14 protein-coding genes are annotated in these 16,685 nt (G+C 60.6%); 6 read left to right on the top strand and 8 right to left on the bottom strand.

Going from position 1 to position 16,685, the window contains the following annotated elements; all coding sequences use genetic code 11:
* The first annotated feature begins 156 nt into the window (after nucleotides 1–156).
* Nucleotides 157–1,164, top strand: coding sequence for a saccharopine dehydrogenase (locus tag AK821_RS14730; RefSeq protein ID WP_064390345.1), 1,008 nt, complete (start codon nucleotides 157–159; stop codon nucleotides 1,162–1,164).
* 81 nt (nucleotides 1,165–1,245) lie between these two features.
* Here the strand turns inward: AK821_RS14730 and AK821_RS14725 are convergent, their stop codons facing one another.
* Nucleotides 1,246–1,638, bottom strand: coding sequence for a GFA family protein (locus AK821_RS14725; RefSeq protein ID WP_064390344.1), 393 nt, complete (start codon nucleotides 1,636–1,638; stop codon nucleotides 1,246–1,248).
* A gap of 2 nt (nucleotides 1,639–1,640) precedes the next feature.
* On the bottom strand, nucleotides 1,641–1,889 hold the full coding sequence (locus tag AK821_RS14720; protein ID WP_064390343.1) for a DUF6555 family protein: 249 nt from the start codon (nucleotides 1,887–1,889) through the stop codon (nucleotides 1,641–1,643).
* Between the two features lie 194 nt (nucleotides 1,890–2,083).
* On the opposite strand from AK821_RS14720, the gene AK821_RS14715 reads away from it, so the two are divergent.
* Complete coding sequence (locus tag AK821_RS14715) at nucleotides 2,084–2,518, top strand: DNA methylase (protein ID WP_064390342.1); 435 nt, start codon at nucleotides 2,084–2,086, stop codon at nucleotides 2,516–2,518.
* Nucleotides 2,519–2,564: 46 nt separating this feature from the next.
* Here the strand turns inward: AK821_RS14715 and AK821_RS14710 are convergent, their stop codons facing one another.
* The 5 genes from AK821_RS14710 to AK821_RS14690 form a co-directional block, all read right to left on the bottom strand.
* Complete coding sequence (locus tag AK821_RS14710; RefSeq protein ID WP_064390341.1) at nucleotides 2,565–3,041, bottom strand: hypothetical protein; 477 nt, start codon at nucleotides 3,039–3,041, stop codon at nucleotides 2,565–2,567.
* Between the two features lie 159 nt (nucleotides 3,042–3,200).
* A complete protein-coding gene (locus AK821_RS14705; RefSeq protein WP_064390340.1) occupies nucleotides 3,201–4,130 on the bottom strand; it encodes an MBL fold metallo-hydrolase in 930 nt (309 codons plus the stop codon).
* 53 nt (nucleotides 4,131–4,183) lie between these two features.
* Entirely contained in the window at nucleotides 4,184–5,386 is a 1,203-nt protein-coding gene (locus AK821_RS14700; RefSeq protein ID WP_064390339.1) for an NAD(P)/FAD-dependent oxidoreductase, read from the bottom strand.
* Between the two features lie 294 nt (nucleotides 5,387–5,680).
* The gene (locus tag AK821_RS14695) at nucleotides 5,681–6,052 is read right to left on the bottom strand and encodes a response regulator transcription factor (RefSeq protein WP_064390712.1); all 372 of its coding nucleotides are present in this window, start codon (nucleotides 6,050–6,052) and stop codon (nucleotides 5,681–5,683) included.
* A gap of 130 nt (nucleotides 6,053–6,182) precedes the next feature.
* Nucleotides 6,183–7,199: a GlxA family transcriptional regulator gene (locus tag AK821_RS14690; RefSeq protein WP_064390338.1), complete on the bottom strand. Its 1,017-nt coding sequence runs from the start codon at nucleotides 7,197–7,199 to the stop codon at nucleotides 6,183–6,185.
* Nucleotides 7,200–7,399: 200 nt separating this feature from the next.
* On the opposite strand from AK821_RS14690, the gene AK821_RS14685 reads away from it, so the two are divergent.
* From AK821_RS14685 to gabP, 3 genes are all read left to right on the top strand, one after another.
* Nucleotides 7,400–8,071: a response regulator transcription factor gene (locus AK821_RS14685; protein WP_064390337.1), complete on the top strand. Its 672-nt coding sequence runs from the start codon at nucleotides 7,400–7,402 to the stop codon at nucleotides 8,069–8,071.
* A gap of 29 nt (nucleotides 8,072–8,100) precedes the next feature.
* Entirely contained in the window at nucleotides 8,101–13,596 is a 5,496-nt protein-coding gene (locus AK821_RS14680) for a trifunctional serine/threonine-protein kinase/ATP-binding protein/sensor histidine kinase (RefSeq protein WP_064390336.1), read from the top strand.
* A gap of 317 nt (nucleotides 13,597–13,913) precedes the next feature.
* A complete protein-coding gene (gene gabP / locus AK821_RS14675) occupies nucleotides 13,914–15,314 on the top strand; it encodes a GABA permease (RefSeq protein WP_064390335.1) in 1,401 nt (466 codons plus the stop codon).
* Between the two features lie 12 nt (nucleotides 15,315–15,326).
* Here gabP and AK821_RS14670 read toward each other — a convergent pair whose 3' ends face one another.
* The gene (locus AK821_RS14670) at nucleotides 15,327–15,890 is read right to left on the bottom strand and encodes an ATP-binding protein (protein WP_064390334.1); all 564 of its coding nucleotides are present in this window, start codon (nucleotides 15,888–15,890) and stop codon (nucleotides 15,327–15,329) included.
* A 200-nt stretch (nucleotides 15,891–16,090) separates the two neighbouring features.
* Between AK821_RS14670 and AK821_RS14665 the strand changes: the two genes are divergently transcribed.
* Nucleotides 16,091–16,504, top strand: a complete 414-nt coding sequence (locus AK821_RS14665) for a PaaI family thioesterase (RefSeq protein ID WP_064390333.1) — start codon at nucleotides 16,091–16,093, stop codon at nucleotides 16,502–16,504.
* Nucleotides 16,505–16,685: the final 181 nt, after the last annotated feature.

The following is a 16,685-nucleotide window of genomic DNA, read 5'->3' as shown; positions in this document are numbered from 1 at the left end:
ACAACCACAAAAAACTCCTAAACATGCCTCATCAACGCGCCGTTCAAAATGACACTCGTCGGCCCGCCCTCCAGCTCAGGCAATGGCCTGGAACCCTCACGCCCGGGCACGCACCAACACTAGGTTGCAACCCAAAAAAGACGAGGAGGGATACCCATGTCACTTCAACCCATTTTGTTTCTGGGCGGCTCCGGCGCCATCGGCCACCGTTCTGCCAAAGCCCTGCGCGCCGCCCACCCCGACGTACCGTTGCTGATCGGCGGCCGCGACCTGGCCAAGGCTCAACAAGCCGCCGAGGAAATGGGCGGGGCGCAGGGCGTGGTCATTGATCCTGCGGCCGATGATCTGGGTATGGGCGATCGCCCGGTCAGCGCCGTGGCGGTTTTCTACATGGATCATTCCCTTGCCGGGTTGCGTTTCGCGCAGCAGCGCAAGGTGCCGCACCTGAGCATTTCGTCCGGCATTTTCGAGATTGCGCCGCAAATCGCCAGTTACATCCATCGCCCTGACGCATCTGCCATCGTGCTGGGTTACGAGTGGATGGTCGGTGCAACGACGGTGGCGGCGCTGCACATTGCTGAGGCGTTTGCCCGGGTGCGCGATATTCGCATTGATGCGTTGGTTGACGAGCAGGACGGCGGCGGGCCGACCGTGGCCAAAGATTTTGAACACTTGAGCAAAATGCTGCCCGCCGCCCTGACGCGGCGCGATGGCAATTACGTCTGGCGTGAAGGTGAGGAGCAGAACGTCAGCTTCCGTGCGCTGGACGGCACGTCGATGCAAGCCTCTGGCTTCTCGTCCATCGATGTGACCGGGCTGGCTGCCGCCACCGATGCGCCCAATGTGCAGTTCAATCTGGCCAGCGGGGTGAGCTCTTCGCGACGCGCGGGTCGGCCGATGTCGACCGAGATCCTCATCGAAATGGTCGGCGAGGATCGCAAGGGTCGGGCGTTGCACACACGGCATGCCGTCGTTCACCCGGCAGGCGCCGCAGCGTTGACAGGGCTCAGCGTCGCCATGTTGTTGGAACGACTGCTTGGGCTGGATGGCAAACTACCCACTTCGGCAGGTCTGTACTTTCCTTATCAGCTGCTCGATGCCGGTGCGTATCTGAAGCGTTTGAGTAAAGAGGGCGGTGAGCTGCTGGAATTGAAAGTGCACTAAGGCAAGTTTCTTTCGTTAATGCTGACCGTTCTGATAGATCCGCTGGCGAGCCTTGATGTGCTCGCCAGCGGCCCTTTGCCCTCACGGCGACTGCCAAGCCCCACCATCTGCCACCGGCACCTCACCCAGATCATAAGGGTTGACCCCTTCAAGACAACCCACATTGAAACCAAACTCATGCGGATTGGTACTGCGTCGATGGTGGGTGTAAATACCGCAATTCCCGCAGAAAAAATGCTCGGCCACTTGCTGGCCAAAGCTGTACTTCAGCAATGCAGATTCACCGCGAATCACCTTCAGATCCGCCGCCGGCACCGCCGCCACAATCGCACCTCGGCGTTTGCAGAACGAGCAGTCGCAGCGGTGCGGCGGGGGCAGGCCGTCGGGCAAATGGATTTCGAGGATGACCGCACCGCAATGGCAACTGGCGCGGTGGTCACGGCGGATCAGCGTGTTGCCGACTTGTTTGAGCATGACTATGCCTCCATCCAGTCCACCGTTGCCGTTTCGCGCCATTTCACGTCGGTGATGCCGAAGCGCTCGGCCTGGGGTTTGGAGATGACTTTCAACGGTGGTTTGCCGGGTTTGGGAATCGGCGCGATGCCGGCATCGCAACTCGCCCAATGCCATGCGTCGGCGTTGCGCATGGTTTTTGCGCGGATGACGAATGATTTTGGCTGGCCGTGAAGTTTGTATTCGATGACTAAGATGTCGACGTTGCTCATGCGTTCCTCCTTACGCTCATACGCAAATGAGTTTTGCCGACGAAAAAAATTCAAAGGATTTTCGGGGTTTGTTTCAGGCCGCTGGCAATTGTTTTGCTTTGAACGGTTGGAACCGGCGGTGACCTAAAGATCAAGCCTTTGCCAAGCAGACAGAACACGAAAAATCCCCTCGATTTCAACCCCGGAGGTAGCCGGTGAACAAGACGATCAGCGCCGAGGATTTGAACATTCAGCTCAAGCACAACGATGACGCTGCACTGTTCAAATGGCTGCTTGCCAGTTTCCTGATGGGTAAGCGGATACAGGCCGAAATAGCCGCCGAAGCCTATCGGGTGATTGCCGATAAACACGGGCGCGATACACCGCGCAAACTGGCTGCGTGCAGCCATCGTGAGCTGGTCGCGATGCTCTGGGAGGCGCATTACGTGCGTTATGACGAGACCACCGCCGTACGGCTGCACGCCTTGGCGCGCAGGTTAAACGACGAGTATGCGGGCACGGTCAGCCATATGGTCGAGGCCAGCGCTGATCGCCCGGCGTTTGAGAAGCGACTGGCGGAATTCGACGGCATCGGCCCGAAGACCGTGGAAATCTTCATGCGCGAGGCAAGCGCTGTGATCAGCCTTTGATCGTGGGCCGTGACGAAAAGCGCTCACCGCCCAAGTCATGCAAAGCCTATTTGACTCGACGGCCAGAACGATTGATCGCCAACAGGCACAGCCCGACCAGCAATGCTGCACCTGCAACCAGTAACGCCGAAGGTTGCATCGGTTGGCGCAAGCCTGCTGCTGTGTGCCGCTGCGATATCGCCAGTGGTCGGGTTTCAACAGTCGCTTCGTCAAGCGTGTGGAATGGCGTAATAGCTTCTGCCTGAAAGGGCATTTCCTCGATGCTCAGACGCAGGCCATCTGACAGTTCCAGTGTCCGCGCGGTGATCGTGCCGACGATTCTGTCCGGATAAACCGGTTCGCCATTGGGATCGAGTTGGTCATACAGGAAATTCTGCCCTTCGAGCCAGCCCACGGCCGTTTGCAACTCGGGACCCAGGTAATACTTGCCGTCGAGGAAAAATCCGGGGAATTGCGGCGCGCGCTCGACGCTTTCAATGCGATAACGCTCACCCGGTTTCATACCGGTTTCAGGGGCAATCATGGTCAATCCCTCCGCTGTAGGTTCAGCGGTAGAGAACAAGGATCGACCGTCGTTCCATGTAAAAGAGGAAAGGTAGCGGTTGTCCCGGACCGGATCTGTAACAGGCGAAAACAACTTCGCCCGACCAAGGCCGGGCGAAGCGGTGTGGCGCTAGCTCAATCAGTAATCCCAAATCGCCGGAATCCAGCGGAACGCTTCACCATTGATGGCAACACGGCCGACCGACGGGAAGGGCAAGTGTGTGGCGACAAACAGCTCGCCGCTGGCGGCCGCTTCCTGCAGCAAGCGCACACGCACGCGCACCGCTTCATCGGGATCGTGCTCGAAGCCGTTGTGCCAGTCCGGGTGATCGAAGGCCACCGGGAACAGGGCGTCGCCGGCGAAGGTCAAGCGTTCCTCGCCGGAGGTCACGTAGACCACGCAATGGCCCGGGGTGTGACCGCCGGTGAGTTTGGCGACCACGCCGGGAGCGACTTCGAACTCATTTTCGAAGATGCGCAGTTTGCTTTGGTACTGCTGGATGAACGCGTTGGCGGTCGAGCGCAATACATCCGGCACCGGTGCGGGCATGTCGGTGCAGGTGAAGTCCGGCGAGGTCCAGAAGTCGACTTCGGTGGCGGTGACGTGGATGCGCACGTCGTCGCGCAGACGGTTTCTCACCGTGTCGACGAGCAGTCCGCCGATGCGGTCCATGTGCATGTGGGTGATGACGATATCGGTGACGTCTGCGAGGTCGATGCCGGCCGCCGCGAGGCGTTTGGGAAACTGCCCGGCGCGGGGGAAACCGGGGAACTGGCCGCCAAGTCCGGCGTCGACGAGGATCACCTGTTCGCCGCTGCGCACCACCAGCACGTTGAGTGCCCAGTCGAACGCGTCGGGGCCCAGGTACATCTCTTGGAACCACTCAGCGCGGTCGGCAGGATCGGCGTTGGTCGACATGGTCTGGGTCGGCAGCGGCAGGACGCCGTCGCTGATTACCATCACGTCGATGTCACCGAGGCGCAGCGCGTAGCGCGACGGCACCAGCTCTTCGGTCGGGGTTTGCAGGGTGGCGCTGTTGGCGGTGAAGGAATCCAGATGCATGGTCATGGTGTTCTCCTTTTTATCAGGCAAGACATCGGTTCTTGGGCGCTCGGGGCAGATCAGGCCACCGGAATCGCCGGGTCGGCAGCGGCCAGAGCGGCGCTACGCTCGGCGACCGGCGGGGAGATCCACCCGCTGGTGGTTTGCGGCTTCCGGTCCTTGGCTTCGTCTTTCACCAGTTTCAGCTGGCGATCCCAGCCCTCGGTGTACACCGCGCCCCAGGCACCCAGGTCGAGGCAGGTGACGTACTTCGGTTGACGGTATGTGGTCGGCGCGACTCCGAGCAGATCGGCGATGGCGTTGTTGCCGGCATGACGGCCGAGGCTGATGGCGTGCTGGCAGGACATCACCGAGAAGTTGCCGACGTCATCGGTGGCGGCACGGGCGACGTCACCGGCGGCGAACACGTGCTCAAGGCCTTGCACTTTGAGGTTGCCATCGACGTGCAACCGACCCTGACCATCGCGCTCGGCGTTGAGCTGTTCAGTCAACGGACTGGCGCGGAAACCCACGGTCCAGATCACCGTGTTGCTCTCGATGTGGCGACCGTCGGCGAGGGTGACGCCGTTGGCATCCACAGCAGCGACCGTGGCGTCGACGATCCACTCGATACCCAGTTCTTTGGAGGCCTCGATGATGGACGGGCGGATACCGTCGCCCATGGTCGCGGCGATGTCTTTGCTGCGGTCGACGATGATCACCCGAACGTCTTGATCGTCACCGAGAATGGCGCGCAGACGGCTCGGCATTTCGGTCGCGGTTTCGATCCCGGTGAAGCCACCCCCGGCGATGACGACGGTATTGCGGGCCTTGCTGACCGGTTGACTGGCCAACGAAATCAGGTGACGTTCCAGGCGCGCCGACGATTCGATCTGGTCGACGTCGAACGCATGTTCTTTCAGACCCGGCACTGGCGGACGGGCCAGTTGGCTGCCGCTGGCCAGCACCAGTCGATCGTAAGAAAGCTCACCCGGGCGACCGCTTTCATCGCGATAACCAACGCGACGTGCCTGGCCGTCGATGCTCTCGGCGGTGCCTTGGACGAAACGCACACCGACCGCAGCGAACAGTGCATCCAGCGGCGCGTACATGTTGTGCACATCGGGTTCGTAGAAACGCGGGCGGATGCGCAGTTCGGCTTGCGGGGCGAGCAGTGTGATCTCCACGTCGTGACGGTCATGCATATCCAGCAAACGCGCGGCGCTCAATGTGCTCCACAGCCCGCCGAACCCTGCACCGATCACCAATAATTGCTGTTTCATAATGTGCTCCCTGACGCTGATGGATGGATAAACCCGAGTCGTTTTCGACTCTGGCGTGACGTTACTGGCCACCGCAAACTGCTTGCCGTACTGCATGGCGCTTAATCGCCCGCTGTCGAAAACGATGTTATGGCGTGGGGGCTGCGGGCGCAGTTGTCCATCGGTGTGCGTCGATTACGCATGCGTTGAAGGGGGGTATACGAAGGTATCGAACGGTAGGAGCTGCCGAAGGCTGCGATTTGTTGATCTTGTTTTTAAAAGGCAACATCAAAAGATCGCAGCCTTCGGCAGCTCCTACACGGGAGGGGTTCTATTAAGGGCTTGTTTGATATGGCTGAGCAAGTCATCGGCCTGGAAGGGCTTGGGCAGGCAAGCCACCACTCCGGGGACTCGGGTGTTCACGTCATCGGGATGAGCAGTGACGAAAATCACCGGAATGCGCCAGCCTTGCGCGTGCAACGCCTCATTGAGTTGCAGGCCGCTCATGCCGGGCATCTGGATATCGGAAATCAGGCAGTGCGCCTGCTCGGGCCCTGTTGATTCAAGGAAGGTGCGGGCGTCGGGAAAGGTCCGTACCCGATAACCGCTGGCGCGCAACAAGCTTTCCAGCGCACTGCGAATGGCCTCGTTGTCGTCAACCACTGCAATGACAACCGTGTTGTGCATAGGGCTCCCTGACCGGATGGGCATGCGTGACGACTCCTGTCGTTCTTGCACCATACGCCGTCCGCGCTGGGGCAAAACTATACCTAGGTATAGCGCGTCGAGACCCTTTGATAGTCAGCGCTTCCGGCGATCAGCCTTCACGAGTGAAGCGACTACGGTAATCACGCGGAGAAATCGACAGGTGACGCTGGAAGCAGGCGCGCAGACGCTCTTCATCACCGAAACCGCAGAGGCGCGCGACCTTGCCGATGTTGTGCGCCGAGTTTTCCAACAGACGCTTGGCCGCTTCGAGGCGGAACAGTTCGATGGCTTTGGATGGCGTGCGGCCGGTGTTCTGTTTGTAGACCCGGGTAAAATTGCGCAGGCTCATTCTGGCCTGCTCGGCGAGACGCTCCACACTCAGTTTGGGATCGCCGAGGTTGTCCATCAGCCAAAGGTGCAGCGGCTCGAACAATGGGCTGTCCTGCACCTGCGCTTGCAGCAACGTGCTGTATTGCGCCTGACCACCGGGCCGCTTGAGGTACACCACCAGTTCGCGGGCGACCTGCAAAGCCACTTCGCGGCCGGCATCCGCCTCGACCAGCGCCAGCGCCAGATCGATACCGGCCGTGACACCCGCCGATGTCCACACCGCCCCTTGCTGGATGAAAATCGCATCGGCATCCACTTCGATCGTCGGGAAGCGTTCGCGCAACGTCTCGCACATGGCCCAATGCGTTGCGGCGCGACAGCCGTCGAGCAGGCCAGCCTTGGCCAGCAGGAACGCGCCGCTGCACACCGAGACCACGCGTTGCGCGCTCGGCGCCTCGCGACGCAGCCAGTCGGTCAGTTGGCCATGCTCGTTGAGGGACTGGCAGATGTCCGGGGCACCGGGGACGACGAGGGTATCCAGTGCGGCCATGTTCAGATCGCGTAGCGCGCGGGTGTCGACGGCCAAACCTTCGACGGTGTGCACCAAGCCGCCTCCAAGGCTGGCGGTGTGCAGCTGATAACCCGCTTGACCGCGTTCGGCCATTGCTTTGCTCGCGGCCCAGAACACCGTTTGTGCACCGCTGAGGTCGAGCAGGCTCATTCGCGGGTAGGCGATGAAAACCACGTCGCGTGATTGCGCGGTAGAAGTGCCGGGCTGCGGGGAAACACTGGACATCGAAATCTGCCTGTTCAATCGGCTGAAGCGGGGCGGTTACGGCATGGCCGATATTCAGGGTTTTCTGGCCTGTCGGCAACGCGCGCCGACTGCTAGCCTGCTGCGCGACCGTTTGGCTGGCATCTGGCTGCGTTTGCCATCATGGACTAGATTTATTCACCTGCACATCGCACGCGTTGCGATCTCGCCGAGGAGACAGCATGACCCTGTGGTCGCATTCCAGCCCCAGCACCACCCCGCCGACGTTGCGCGAGCCAGTGGTTTATGTGGTCGACGACGACGCCTCGATGCGCCAGGCCCTCGACGGTTTACTGCGCTCCATTGGCCTGCAGGTGCAGACCTTCGAAACCTCTCAGGATTTTCTCGCCGCGGCCAAACGTGACGTGCCCGGTTGCCTGGTGCTCGATGTGCGCCTGCGCGGTGAAAGCGGCCTGACTTTTCAGGAGCAGATGGAAAAGACCGGCGTGCGTATTCCTATCGTATTCATGACCGGTCACGGCGACATCGCCATGACCGTCAAAGCGATGAAGGCCGGTGCGGTGGACTTTCTCGCCAAGCCGTTTCGCGATCAGGACATGCTCGACGCCGTGGCCAGCGCGCTGGCCCGGGACAGTGCGCGGTTGCTTGCCGAGCAGTCTGGCGCGGTTATGCGTCTGGCTTACGAGACGCTGACCGTGCGTGAGCGTGAGGTGCTGGGGTTTGTCATCGCAGGGCTGATGAACAAGCAGATCGCCGCGCAACTCAACCTCAGCGAAGTGACGGTGAAAGTCCATCGCGGCCAGGTGATGAAAAAACTGTCAGCCCGCTCAGTGGCGGATCTGGTGCGTATCGCCGAAGCCCTGGGCATCGAGCCGGCGCGCCGCAACGGTTGAACAGCAACCCTATGACGGTGTCGACACAGATGGCCAGCAAAAAGCAGATGTTGTGGGACGACGGCGAGCGGGTGTTTGCTCGCGAACTCGACCAGAGAGAGGGTCGTCGCAGTGTTCTGGTGATGCGCCCGGCCCACGCTCAACCGCTGCCCGCGACCCTTGATCGCCTGGCGCATGAATACAGCCTCAAGGACGATCTCAATGCTGAATGGGCGCTGCAACCGCAAGCCCTTGAACGCGCAGGCGCAACGACACGCCTGTTATTCGACGATCCCGGCGGCGAGCCGCTGTCGCGCTTGCTGATCGCGCCGCTGGACACCGAGACCGGCCTGTTGCTGGCGATCAACATCGCCGTGGCGCTGGGCCGCCTGCACCAGTGCGGTCTGGTGCACAAAGATCTCAAGCCGCAACACATGCTGGTCAATTGCAGCGACGGCCAGGCACGCCTGACCGGCTTCGGCCTCGCCTCACGTCTGCCCCGTGAACGGCAAGCGCCGGAGCCGCCGGAAACCATCGCTGGCACCCTGGCCTACATGGCACCGGAACAAACCGGGCGGATGAATCGCTCGATCGATTCGCGCAGTGATCTGTATGCCTTTGGCGTATCCCTTTATCAAATGCTCACCGGCTCGCTGCCGTTCAGCGCCAATGATCCGATGGAATGGGTGCATTGCCACATCGCGCGCTTACCGATGCCAGCGTGCGAACGGGTGGCCACCGTGCCGGCGATGCTCTCGCGGGTGGTCATGAAGTTGCTCGCCAAGACCGCTGAGGAACGCTATCAAACCGCTGCCGGGGTCGAGCATGACCTGCGCCGTTGCCTGAACGATTGGCAGCGTGCCCGGCACATCGAGACTTTCACGCTGAACGAGCAGGGCGCGATCGATCGCCTGTTGATCCCGGAGAAACTCTACGGGCGCGAGCGCGAAGTGCAAACGCTGATCGATGCGTTCGCACACGTAGTGCAGAGCCAATCGCCAAAACTGGTGCTGGTGTCCGGTTACTCAGGCATCGGCAAGTCCTCGGTGGTCAGCGAGTTGCATAAAGTGCTGGTGCCGTCGCGGGGGCTGTTCGCCTCCGGCAAGTTCGACCAGTACAAGCGCGATATTCCCTATGCGACGCTGGTTCAGGCCTTTCAAGGACTGGTGCGCACGCTGCTGGGCAAGCGCCGCGAAGTGCTCGTTGAATGGCGTGCGGCGCTTTTACAGGCGCTGTCACCGAATGCGCGGTTGATGACCGAATTGATCCCCGAACTCAAGCTGATTATCGGCGAGCCACCACCGGTGCCGGAGCTTGAACCGCAACAGGCGCAGCAACGTTTCATGCGAGTGTTGCAGCGCTTTATCAGCGTGTTTGCCCGACCGGAACACCCGTTAGCGCTGTTCCTCGATGACCTGCAATGGCTGGATGCGGCGACACTGGATCTGCTCGAAGATCTGCTGACCCGCGCGGAGGTTGGCTATCTGCTGCTGGTTGGCGCCTACCGCAATAATGAGGTTGATGCCGACCATCCGCTCAGCGGCAAACTCAAAGCCATTCGCAATGCCGGCGCGCACATCGACGAGATTCGCCTGAACCCGCTCGCCGGTGTGCACATCGAACAACTGATTGCCGAAGCCCTGCGTTGCCCACCCGCGAGCATCGTCACTCTGGCGCGGCTGGTACTGGACAAGACCGGCGGCAATCCGTTTTTCGTTATCCAGTTTCTCCAGGCTCTCGCCGAGGAAGAACTGCTGATTTACGACCATCAATTCAGCCGTTGGCGCTGGGATCTGGAGTTGATCAACGGCAAAGGTTACACCGACAACGTTGTCGATCTGATGGTCGGCAAGCTGGCGCGTTTGCCGTTGGAAACCCGCCAGGCCCTGCAACAGCTGGCGTGTCTGGGGAACGTCGCGCGGATCGACACGCTGGCCACTGTGCTCGATCTGTCCCCGGCTCGCGTGCACGCGGCGCTGTGGCCGGCGGTGCGCCAGGATCTGGTTGAACGTCTGGACGGTGCCTGTGCGTTTGCTCACGACCGTGTGCACGAGGCGGCTTACTCGCTGATCGCCGAAGCCGAACGTGCGCAGACGCATTTGCGCATTGGCCGGCTGTTGGCGCTGCAAACGTCGGACGAAGGCCGCGAAGAGGCAATCTTTGAAATTGTCGGCCAGCTCAATCGCGGCGCCAGCCTGATCAGCGCCCGTGCCGAACGTGAGCAGTTGGCCGAATTCAACCTGCTCGCCGGTCAGCGCGCCAAGGCTTCGACCGCTTACACCTCTGCGTTGACCTATTTGGGCGCGGGCGCGACGGTGCTTGGCGAACAAGGCTATGACAGCCGCCATGAGTTGGCGTTTGCCCTGGAGCTGAACCGCGCCGAGTGCGAATTTCTTACCGGACAATTGGCGCTGGCCGACGCCCGACTGCAGGTTCTGGCCGAGCGCGCGGCAACCACAGTGGAGCGCGCGGCGGTGACCTGTCTGCACATGGATGTCTACCTTTTGCTCGATCGCAGCGACCGCGCGGTTGCCGTCTGCCTGGCCTATCTGCGTCAGGTTGGCATCGACTGGACGGCACATCCGGACGATCAGCAAGTACGCCGGGAATACCAGCAGATCTGGGTGCAACTGGGTGAGCGCAGCATCGAACAACTGATCGACTTGCCGTTGATGGAAGATCCGGCCTCACTGGTGACGCTGGATGCGTTGAGCAAGCTGTTCGCACCGGCGTTGCAGTCGGACGCCAACCTTGCCTGCCTGACCATTTGCAAAGCGGTCAGCCTGAGCCTGCAACATGGCAATTGCGATGCCTCTTGCGTGCTTTATGCCAACGTCGCCCGCGTCGCCGGGCGGCGCTTCGGCGACTATGCCGCTGGCTACCACTTTGGCCGTTTGGGGTGTGATCTGGTCGACCGACGTGGCCTGACACGCTACGAGGCGAGCACTTATCTGTGCTTCTCGATCTTCGTGGTGCGCTGGATGCGCCCGGTGCGCGAGTGCCGCGAATTGCTGCGCCGTGCACTCAGCGCCGCCAACCGCATCGGCGATTTGCCCTACGCGGCGTATGCCGGCAACAGCCTGATTTCTGACCTGCTGTTTATTGGCGAACCGCTGGCGGAGGTGCAGGTTCAGGCCGAAGCGGGGCTGGCCTACGCGCAGAAAATCCGCTTCGGGCTGGTGGTGAACTTCATGAGTTGCCAACGAGCATTGATCCGCATGCTGCGCGGGCAGACTGTGGAATTTGGCAGTTTCAACGATGAACAATTTGATGAAACGCGCTTCGAGGCGAAACTCGCTGCGCCTGATCTGGCGTTGGCCCGTGGCAAATATTGGGTGCGCAAGTTGCAGGCGCGCTATCTGGCCGGGGATTACGCGGCAGCGGCTGATTGCGCGGCTCAGGCCCGGGAATTGATGTGGGTAATTTCTTCGTTTTTCGAGGAGGCCGAATACCACTTCTACGCAGCGCTGACATTGGCTGTTCATGGCGACGCCGATACCGATCCACTGCAACGCTTGGCAGAGCACCACGATCAACTGCAAATCTGGGCACAACAGTGTGCCGAAACCTTCGCCAGTCATGTAGCGCTGGTCGGTGCCGAAATCGCTCGGGTTGCGGGGCAACCGATCGAAGCAGAGTTGCTGTACGAGCGGGCGATTCAATTGGCGGTGGATAGCGGCTTCGTTCACATTGAGGCTTTGGCCAACGAACTGGCGTCGCGTTTCTACGGTGCTCGCGGTCTGGCGAAAATCGCCCGCGTCTACCTGCAAGACGCACGCTACGGTTACTTGCGTTGGGGCGCCGATGGCAAGGTGCGGCAACTGGAGCGGCGGCACCGTTTTCTGCGCCAGGAAGACGCGCAGCCGAGCGCGACTGCGACCATCATCACCGCCGTTGAGCATCTGGATCTGGCCACAGTGCTCAAGGTGTCCCAGGCCGTGTCTGGCGAAATTGTTCTCGACCGGTTGATTGAAACGGTCATGCGCACCGCCATCGAACAGGCCGGCGCCGAGCAGGGTGTGCTGATTCTCACCGAAGGCGAGACGCCGTATATCGCCGCGCGAACGCGCATTGGCGACAGCGCCACATTACTGTGCAATGAGCCCATCAATGCCGCGGCGCTGGCCGAATCGGTGCTCTACCAGACCCTGCGCACCGGCGAAAACCTATGTCTGGACGATGCCGTCGCCGATCCGGCATTCGCCGCCGATCCCTACATGCACCAGCACGGCGCCCGCTCGATTCTGTGCCTGCCATTGATGAATCAGGGGCGGGTCGCCGGCGCGCTGTACCTGGAGAACAACCTGTCGGCGGGGGTGTTCAGCCCGGCGCGTATTGCCGTGCTGCGGCTGGTCGCTTCACAAGCGGCAATCTCGCTGGACAACGCACGGCTGTATCGCGACGTCGCCGAGCGTGAAGCAAAGATTCGCCGGCTGGTCGACGCCAACATCATCGGCATCATTGTCTGGAGTGTCGAAGGAGAAATCATCGAGGCCAACGACGCTTTCCTGCGCATGGTCGGCTATCAACGAGATGATCTGCTTTCGGGGAAAGTGCATTGGCGCGACATGACCCCACCGGCTCGGCGCGCCGAAAGCGAAGCGGCGCTCGCGACGGCGCTCCGCACCGGGCGTGCCCAGCCGTTCGAAAAGGAATACATCCGCAAAGACGGCAGCCGCCTGCCGGTGATCGTCGGTCTGGCCGCATTCGAAGCCAGTCAGCAACAGGGCGTGGCGTTTGTCCTTGATCTCAGCGAACGCAAACAAGCGGAAGAACAAGTACGCGAAGGCGAGCGCCGTTACCGCCAGGTACAAGCGGAACTGGCCCACGCCAACCGCGTGGCGACCATGGGCCAGCTGGCGGCGTCAATCGCTCACGAAGTCAACCAGCCGATCGCCGCCACCGTGACCAATGCCAACGCCGCGTTGCGCTGGCTCGGCGCACAACCACCGAACACCGGTGAAGTCGAACTGGGGCTCAAGCGCATCATCAACGATGGTAACCGCGCGGCCGACGTGCTCGGTCGCATCCGCGCGCTGATCCGCAAGACACCACCGCAACGGCAAGCGCTGGATCTCAATGCGGTGGTGGAGGAGATGGTCGGGTTTACGCGCAGTGAGGCGACTCGATATGGGGCGATGGTGTCCGTGCAACTGGCCAGCGACTTGCCGGCGGTATTGGCCGACCGGGTTGAGTTGCAACAGGTTCTGCTCAATCTGATCGTCAACGGCCTCGAAGCCATGGCGGTGATGGCGGAGGGCGTGCGTCGGCTGTCCATCACCAGCGATGTTGCCGGTGGAAACGTGCGGATTACCGTCAGCGACTCCGGGCCGGGATTTGCCTGCGAGCGCGCGGAAGAAGTCTTCACCGCGTTCTACACCACCAAACCCACCGGACTGGGGATGGGCCTGTCGATCTGCCGCACGATCATTGAGGCGCATGGCGGACGCTTGTGGGCGGAGGCGAATGCGCCTTGTGGGGCGCGGGTTGTGTTGGCGTTGCCGGGGTATAAGCAAAGTCCTTTCGCCGAAGGCGGATGCGATTGAGTTGCCGAGTTATGAGGCACTGCAGCGAACATAGGTTGCAATGTGCGCGAGGTGACCAGTCGGTGTTTATCGTGAACACATAGTTCTCGAATGTCGATATCAGACACGATCATGGCGCAATCAGGCTACTGACTCATCGGGCAGGCCGGGTAAGGTGAGGTGTCTTTAAGTCAAGATAACCTCATAAAGATCATGGGGTTGATAAGAACTGCGGCGGTTGAAGGGGGCTTCTTTCGGGAAGTCCTGCAGGCAACGATGATGATCGTTTGCCCGCATCAATTAGCTTGAATGTCGATCAGCAGAGAATAAAAAAACCAATGATCAGCCCTAACTCCATGGATTCGAGTAGCCAATTGGCGCAGGGCTTCAAGCCTCGTCACGTCACCATGCTGTCCATCGCCGGGATCATCGGCGCCGGTTTGTTCGTAGGTTCAGGGCATGCCATTGCCGCAGCGGGGCCGGCGGTTCTGCTGGCTTATCTGTTCTCCGGTTTGCTGGTGGTGCTGGTCATGCGCATGCTCGGTGAGATGGCGGTGGCCAATCCGGATACCGGCTCATTCTCGACCTATGCCGATCAGGCGATCGGGCGCTGGGCCGGTTTTACCATCGGTTGGCTCTACTGGTGGTTCTGGGTGTTGGTGATTCCCATCGAAGCGCTGGCGGCCGGGCATGTGCTGAATCAATGGTTTCCACAGGTGGATGCCTGGTTGTTCGCCTTGGGCTCGATCATTGCACTGGTGGTGACCAACCTGTTCAGCGTGTCCAAGTATGGGGAGTTCGAATTCTGGTTCGCCATGGCCAAGGTTGTGGCGATCATCGGTTTTATCGGTGTCGGTTTTGCGGTGTTGATGGGCTGGATTCCCGACAGGCAAGTCAGCGGGTTGAGCGGGTTGATGGCCGACCACGGCGGATTTGCGCCCAACGGTTTGTCGGCGGTTGTCGGCGCCTTCATCACCATCATGTTCAGCTTCATCGGTACTGAAGCGGTGACCATTGCCGCTGCCGAATCGAATGATCCGTCGCGAAACATTGCCAAGGCCACGCGCTCGGTGATCTGGCGCATCGGTGTGTTTTACCTGCTGTCGATCTTCGTGGTGATCTCCGTGGTGCCGTGGAATGATCCGTTGCTGGCCGCGGTCGGCTCTTATCAGCGCGCGCTGGAAATCATGAACATTCCCCACGCCAAGTTCATGGTCGACGTGGTCGTGCTGATCGCCGTGGCGAGTTGCATGAACTCCTCGATCTACATTGCCTCGCGCATGCTGTACTCGCTGGGCCGGCGAGGCGATGCGCCGAAGATGCTGAAGGCTACCTCCTCGGCAGGCGTGCCCCGAGCAGCGGTGATTGCCAGTACCGTGCTCGGCGCGTTGATCATCGTGTGGAGCTATTTCATGCCCGCCGGGCTGTTTCAATTCCTGCTGGCCAGCTCCGGCGCGATTGCCTTGCTGGTGTATCTGGCGATCGCGGTATCGCAGTTGCGCATGCGGCGGATTTTGCGTCAGCGCAATGTCGAGCTGACCTTTCGCATGTGGCTGTTTCCATGGCTGACCTGGCTGGTGATCGTGTTCATCTGCGCAGCGCTGGCGGTGATGATGATCACCCCGGAACACCGCACCGAAGTCACCACCACCATCGGTCTGGCGTTGGCGATTTCCTTTATCGGCCTGGTGACGTCGCGTCACCCTGCGCCGGCGGCGACGGTCACGTCGGTGGGGTAAAAAATCGGCAGCTCATTGCGCTGAACCTTTCGCTGGCGCCCGGATTTGCGTCAAAGCCTGAATGACACTGGCTGCCATTTTTTCAGGACTGATCGTCCCGTCCAATCGCAACACCGAGGCCTTTTGCGCTGATAACCACGCCTCGTGCCAGGCGCGATTGCGTCCTGAAAAGTCCGGATTGTCGTACTGCGAGGCCCATTCTCGAAAGGCGACATGTATCTCATGCATGTCGCCACCCGGTGCAATCCGCTCTCCAAAGCGTTGCTTTTCCCGTGCCGCCAGCCGTTCGAGGCGAACGGACGTTGGTGTGACAACGAACACAATCAGATCGGCATGGGCAATCAACGCATCCCCCCAATCAATACAAGAACCCGTCAGCACCCAATCGTCGTCACCGAGTTCTTGCTGCATCAATGAAACACGCTCACTGACCGCACGCTTGGTTGTGAACGGAGGATTGGTAGGCATCCAGAAGAAATCGTCGACATCGACCTGGTGTATGCCCAGTAGAAGGGCGAGGTGCTGACCCAAAGTCGTCACGCCCGCACACGAAGCGCCTGTAATGTAGATCCGCAATTCTTCCTCCTTGAGTCTTGGCCGGTTTCGGGGGCAGCAATATATCAAGATCTCCTTGCGTGTCAGTGCCGCTATTCAGGACTCACGGTTTATCACTGCCGATTCCGCATCCGTATAGTTCTTGCGCCATCAGGCGGTTGGCCATAAACCCTCCTGTTCAGGTCAATGAAGCCGGTGAGTCACCGGCACAAGGAGGAATCATGGACGCCAGCGCAATTCCCGAAGGTTTCGCCCCGTTTACCCGCAGCAGTCCGCTGCTTGATCTGCTTGGTCCGATCTACGCGAAGGGCAGCGGCCTACAACTGGAACTGGGATTGCTGACCGACTCACGCCATGCCAATGGCCGGGGCACCTTGCATGGCGGCGTGTTGGCGACGTTGGCCGATGTCGGTATGGGTTACGCCATGGCCTTTTCCAGCGACCCGCCACAGCCATTGATCACCGCGAGCATGACCCTGGATTATCTCGGCGCGGTAAAAATGAACGAGTGGCTGCAAGTGCGTCTGGAATACTCGAAAAAAGGACGCCAACTGGCGTTCGCCGCCGTCAGCTTGCATGTCGGGGAGCGAACGGTGGCGCGGGCCAGCGCGGTGTTTGCGGTGCCGATGGGTTGAAAAGGCATGGCCATCAAGGCGTTGGTCCACAGACCACAGCATGATGCTGATCGAATGAGTGTGGTCCAGTGGAATGACGGCATGTAGTCGGTAGTGGCTTGCCAACCACTGCTTTCGGCCAATAGCAGACATTCGATTGAGTGCCTCCTCGAACCAACCTGCCGATCTTCACCTAGCGATT

It is taken from the genome of Pseudomonas sp. RIT-PI-r (assembly GCF_001297015.1).
GTDB lineage: Bacteria > Pseudomonadota > Gammaproteobacteria > Pseudomonadales > Pseudomonadaceae > Aquipseudomonas.
The sequence above is the reverse complement of the archived record's forward strand: the minus strand, read 5'-3'. Positions and strand labels throughout refer to the sequence as shown.